The following is a 5,092-nucleotide window of genomic DNA, read 5'->3' as shown; positions in this document are numbered from 1 at the left end:
ATGATCGGGATGAGGTCGATCAGCGGGTCGCTGGACATGATCACGCCGGCCGCGTGCACGCCCCACTGCCGCTTGAGACCCTCCAGCCCCTTTGCGGTGTCGACCACCCGCTTGACCTCGGCGTCGGCCTCGTACAGCGCGCGGAACTCGCCGCCCTCGCCGTAGCGGTTGTGGGTCGGGTCGAAGATCTTCGACAGCGGGACATCCTTGCCCATCACCGGCGGCGGCATAACCTTGGTGATCCGGTCCCCCATCGCGAACGGGTAGCCCAGCACCCGCGCCGCGTCCTTGACCGCCTGCTTGGCCTTGATGGTGCCGTAGGTGACGATCTGGGCGACCCGCTCGTCGCCGTACTTCTCGGTGACGTAGCGGATCACCTCGCCACGCCGGCGCTCGTCGAAGTCGACGTCGAAGTCCGGCATCGAGACCCGGTCGGGGTTGAGGAATCGCTCGAAGATCAGCCCGTGCTGCAGCGGGTCCAGGTCGGTGATCCGCATCGCGTAGGCCACCATGCTGCCCGCGCCCGAGCCGCGGCCGGGGCCGACCCGGATGCCGTTCTCCTTGGCCCAGTTGATGAAGTCGGCGACCACCAGGAAGTAGCCGGGAAAGCCCATCTGGGTGATGACGCCGACCTCGAAGTCGGCGCGCTTGCGGACGGAGTCCGGAACCCCGTTCGGGTAGCGGGCCAGCAACCCCCGCTCGGTCTCCTTGACGAACCAGGACGTCTCGTCCTCGCCGTCGGGCACCGGGAACCGGGGCATGTAGCTCTTGGACTCGTCGAAGGCGATCTCGCACCGCTCGGCGATCAGCAGGGTGTTGTCGCAGGCCTCGCGCAGCTCGTACTTGTCCGCCCACAGCGAGCGCATCTCGGCCGGTGACTTGAGGTAGAAGTCCTTGGCGTCGAACTTGAACCGGTTCTGGTCCTGCATGGTCTTGCCGGACTGCACGCACAGCAGCACCTCGTGGGCGTCGGCGTCCTCGGCCCGGGTGTAGTGCAGGTCGTTGGTGGCGATCATCGGCAGGCCCAGGTCCTTGCCGAGCCGGAGCAGGCCGTCCCGCACCCGGGTCTCGATGCCGAGGCCGTGGTCCATCAGTTCCAGGAAGAAGTTGTCCCGGCCGAAGATGTCCCTGAACTCGGCGGCACTGCGGCGGGCATTGTCGTAGTTGCCGATCCGCAGCCAGGTCTGGATCTCCCCGGACGGGCAGCCGGTGGTCGCGATCAGTCCCCCGGCGTAGTCGTTGAGCAGCTCGCGGTCGGCCCTGGGCTTGTAGAAGAAGCCCTCCAGGCTGGACCGGCTGGCAAGCCGGAACAGGTTGTGCATGCCGGCGGTGTTCTCGGCCAGCAGCGTCATGTGGGTGAACGCGCCGGCGCCCGAGACGTCGTCCTCGCCGCCGTCGGCCCAGCGCACCCGGGTCCGGTCGGCGCGGTGGGTGTTCGGGGTGAGGTAGGCCTCCATGCCCACGATCGGCTTGACGCCGTGCAGCTTGGCCTTCTTGTAGAAGTCGTAGGCCCCGAAGACGTTGCCGTGGTCGGTCATGGCCACCGCCGGCATGCCCATCCGGGCGGTCTCGGAGAACAGGTCGTCGAGCCGGGCGGCGCCGTCGAGCATCGAGTACTCGGTGTGCACGTGCAGGTGGACGAAGGAGTCGGACTCTCCGGTAACGGTCACAGCGGTGCCCACGTCCTTCGGTTCGGGTGGCGCCCCTCTATCGGGCTGGCCAGCGGATTCCGATTCTGCACCTCCCCACTGACAACGTGTTGATGCCGGTGCCGCGAGTCTCTCGACCGGCCCTTGAGAGTCGCCATCCGGGCCCGCAGGACGAAGGTTCTGTCGGCGCGCTGTGCCAGCATGAGGCCATGTCCATTCTCAAGATCAACGCGATCACCGTGGCCGCCGACAGCGGCGACGAGCTCGCCAAACGGTTCGCCGCCCGGGCCGGCGCGGTCGACGACCAGGACGGCTTCGAGGGCTTCGAACTGCTCCAACCGACCGACGGCCGGACCACCTGGCTGGTGATCACCCGCTGGCGCGACGAGGAGGCCTTCAACGCCTGGGCCAGCTCACCGGCCTTCGGCCAGGGCCACCAGTCGGAGGGCCGGCACGCGCCCGGCGGCGAGGCGCCCCGCAAGCCGGTCGGGGTCTCCAGCGAGCTGTGGTCCTACGTGGTCGCCGGCGGCTCCTCGGGCCGGTCCGGCTAACGGCTCCCGCGGCCTTCAGTCGTGTGCCTCCAGCACGTCCAGGGCGTGCTGCAGGTCGGCCGGGAACGGCGAGACCACGGTCATCCGCTCCCCCGTGCCGGGATGCTCGAACGACAGCGAGCGGGCGTGCAGCCACTGCCGGCCCAGGCCGAGCCGGCGGCTGAGCACCGGGTCGGCGCCGTAGAGGGTGTCGCCACAGCACGGGTGGCGGAGGGCGGCCATGTGCACCCGGATCTGGTGGGTGCGGCCCGTCTCCAGCCGGATGTCGAGCAGCGACGCGGCCCGGTAGGCCTGCACCGTCTCGTAGTGGGTGACGCTGGGCCGCCCGCCGGCCACCACCGCGAACTTCCAGTCCGAGGAGGGATGCCGGTCGATGGGCGCGTCCACCGTGCCGCTACTCGGGTCCGGATGGCCCTGCACCAGCGCGGCGTACCGCTTGTCCACGGTGCGGTCCTTGAACGCCCGCTTCAGCGCGGTGTAGGCCCGCTCGCTGCGGGCCACCACCATCACCCCGGTGGTGCCGGCGTCGAGCCGGTGCACGATGCCCTGCCGCTCGGCCGCGCCCGAGGTGGACAGCCGGATGCCCATCGCCGCCAGGCCCTGGGTCACCGTCGGGCCCTCCCAGCCGATGCTGGGATGCGCCGCGACGCCGACCGGCTTGTCGATGACCACCAGATCGTCGTCGGAGTGCAGCACCACCAGGCCGTCCACCGGCCGGGGCGGCGCGGCGGCCAGGTCCACCGGCTCCGGCATGCTGACCTCCAGCCAGGCGCCGCCGCGGACCCGCTCCGAACGGGGCGGGCTGGTGCCGTCCAGGCTGACCGCCCCGTCGTCGATCAGGCCGGCGGCCACCGTGCGGGACAGCCCGAACAGCCGGGACAGCGCGACGTCCAGCCGCAGGCCGTCCAGGCCCTCGGGCACCGGCAGCATCCGTACCTCAGTCATGCGGCCCACGCGAGTCATGCGGCTCACGCGAGTCGTGCGGCTCACGCGAGTCGTGCGGCTCACGCGAGTCATGCGGCTCGCGCTCGACCGCCGGGTCCGCCGGCTGCGCGCCGGGCTCGGCGCCGGACCGTGGGGCGGAACCGAACTCGACGCCGCGCAGCGACAGCAGCACCGCCAGCAGGCCGCCGGTGACGATCGCCGAGTCGGCCAGGTTGAAGATCGGCCAGACATGCCCGTCCCGGGCCAGTACCGAGATCCAGTCCACCACGTGGCCCCGGCCGGGTGACGGGGCCCGAAACAGCCGGTCCACCAGGTTGCCGACCGCGCCGCCGAGCACCAGCCCCAGCGCGACCGCCCAGCCGGACGAGGTGAGCCGGCGGGCCGCCCGCAGCATGATCACCACCACCAGGATCGAGATGCCGGTCAGCACCACGGTGGCACCGGTGCCGACCGAGAAGGCGGCCCCACTGTTGCGGGCCTGCACCAGGTACACCGCCCCGCCGAGCAGCCGCACCCCGGGATCGCTGGGCTGGATGTGGGCCACCACCAGCACCTTGCTCAGCACGTCGGCGGCCAGCGCGAGCAGCGCGGTGCCGAAGAACAGCCGCATCCGGGTCCGGGGCCGCTGACCGGCGGAAGGTCCGGCAGTAGGTGCAGGGTCAGCCGGGCGGGAGTCGGTCACGCACCCATTCTCGCGCATCGGCACGCCCGGCCTGAAACCCAGCGGCCGACCGCCGGGTCAGTGGCGCTCGGCCCGGGCCTTGCAGTCGGCGTCCAGGGTCGCCATCGGCAACGCCTTGAGCCGGGCCTTGGGAATGGGCTTGCCGCAGTCCTCGCAGACCCCGTAGGTGCCGGAGTCGATCCGCTCGATGGCGTGCTGGATCTGCACGATCAAGAGGTGCCGGTTGGCAGCGATCGACTGCTCCTGCTCCCTCTCGAAGGCCTTGCTGCCGGCGTCGGCCTGGTCGTCGCCGGCGCCGTCCTGGGACTGCGTCAGCTCGTCCAGCTGGCTCATCGACCGGTCGTACTCCAGCTGCATCTCGGTCAGCTCGTCCTGCAGCCGGGCGCGGATCTCGGCCAGGTCGGCAGCGTTCAGGTCGCTGCTGTTCTGGGTGGCGGGTCCGGAGCCGGCGGGTGCCGCGGCTGGTTCCTTGGGAGCCGCGGAAGGCGTGCTGGCCTCCTCGGTGGCGGGGGCCTTCTTCGCGGGAGCCTTCTTGGCAGCCGCCTTCTTCGCCGGCGCGGCCTTGGTCGCCGTGGTCTTGGTCGCTGCAGCCTTGGTCGCCGTGGCCTTGGACGCCGTGGTAGCCGCAGCCTTCTTGGCCGGCGCGCTGGCGGCCGGGGTGGAGGCGGCCGACTTGGCGGCGGCCTTGGCCGGCGCACTCTTGGCGGCGGCCTTGGCCGGCGCTGCCTTGGAGGTGGCCCTCGCCGGCGCCACCTTGGTCGCAGTCACAGCCTTGGTCGCCTTGGTGGCAGCAGCCTTGGTCGCGGGCGAACTCTTGGTCGGCGCTGCCTTGGCCGCGGGCGAGCCGGCTGCCTTACTGGTGACCTTCGCCGTTGCCTTGGCACCCGCCGCCTTCTTGGCCGGCGCCTTGGCCGTCGCAGACTTGGCAGCCGACGCGCTCTTCGCCGGCACCTTTGCAGCCGACGCCTTAGCGGTCACAGCCTTAGCAGCAGGTGTCTTCTTCGCCGGAGCCTTGGCAACCCCAGTCCTGGTAGCCCCAGTCCTGGTAGCTGCAGTCTTGGTAGCCGCAGCCTTCGTCCCGGATCCGGCTCCCGACGCCGCGCTCTTGGCCGCCTTGACAGAGCTCACCCGCCCGGTGGCCGGGGGCTGCACCCCCCGCCGGGCCGTGGTCACCTTGCCGGCCGCGGCCGCCGACACGTCACCGGCCCGCCGCAACGCCGCACCGATCCGGTTTCGAACGCCAGCCATTGCGGCCCCTCTCGCCC

At 71.2% G+C, this 5,092-nt stretch carries 5 protein-coding genes and 1 pseudogene; 2 read left to right on the top strand and 4 right to left on the bottom strand.

Annotated elements, in window-relative coordinates; translation table 11 throughout:
* The coding region (gene dnaE, locus VLJ82_RS14955; protein WP_408664159.1) for a DNA polymerase III subunit alpha at positions 1 to 1,610 on the bottom strand (1,610 nt) is incomplete at its 3' end.
* Positions 1,611 to 1,858: 248 nt separating this feature from the next.
* Here dnaE and VLJ82_RS14950 point away from each other — a divergent pair.
* Positions 1,859 to 2,200 carry an antibiotic biosynthesis monooxygenase family protein gene (locus VLJ82_RS14950; RefSeq protein ID WP_408664158.1) on the top strand — a complete coding sequence of 114 codons (342 nt, stop codon included), beginning with the start codon at positions 1,859 to 1,861 and terminating at the stop codon, positions 2,198 to 2,200.
* Between the two features lie 15 nt (positions 2,201 to 2,215).
* On the opposite strand, the gene VLJ82_RS14945 is transcribed toward VLJ82_RS14950, so the two are convergent.
* The 3 genes from VLJ82_RS14945 to VLJ82_RS14935 all read right to left on the bottom strand — a co-directional run bounded on the left by VLJ82_RS14945 (position 2,216) and on the right by VLJ82_RS14935 (position 4,595).
* Positions 2,216 to 3,145, bottom strand: coding sequence for an RluA family pseudouridine synthase (locus VLJ82_RS14945; RefSeq protein ID WP_408664157.1), 930 nt, complete (start codon positions 3,143 to 3,145; stop codon positions 2,216 to 2,218).
* Positions 3,138 to 3,755, bottom strand: coding sequence for a signal peptidase II (gene lspA / locus VLJ82_RS14940; RefSeq protein ID WP_408664156.1), 618 nt, complete (start codon positions 3,753 to 3,755; stop codon positions 3,138 to 3,140). The genes VLJ82_RS14945 and lspA overlap by 8 nt, the downstream gene beginning before the upstream one ends.
* Positions 3,756 to 3,884: 129 nt before the next feature.
* Entirely contained in the window at positions 3,885 to 4,595 is a 711-nt protein-coding gene (locus tag VLJ82_RS14935) for a TraR/DksA family transcriptional regulator (RefSeq protein ID WP_408664155.1), read from the bottom strand.
* Between the two features lie 4 nt (positions 4,596 to 4,599).
* Here VLJ82_RS14935 and VLJ82_RS14930 point away from each other — a divergent pair.
* Positions 4,600 to 5,092, top strand: a pseudogene (locus tag VLJ82_RS14930) (hypothetical protein); the annotation flags it as partial.

It is taken from the genome of Jatrophihabitans sp. (assembly GCF_035474675.1).
In the GTDB taxonomy this organism is placed as follows: domain Bacteria; phylum Actinomycetota; class Actinomycetes; order Mycobacteriales; family Jatrophihabitantaceae; genus Jatrophihabitans_A.
The sequence above is the reverse complement of the archived record's forward strand: the minus strand, read 5'-3'. Positions and strand labels throughout refer to the sequence as shown.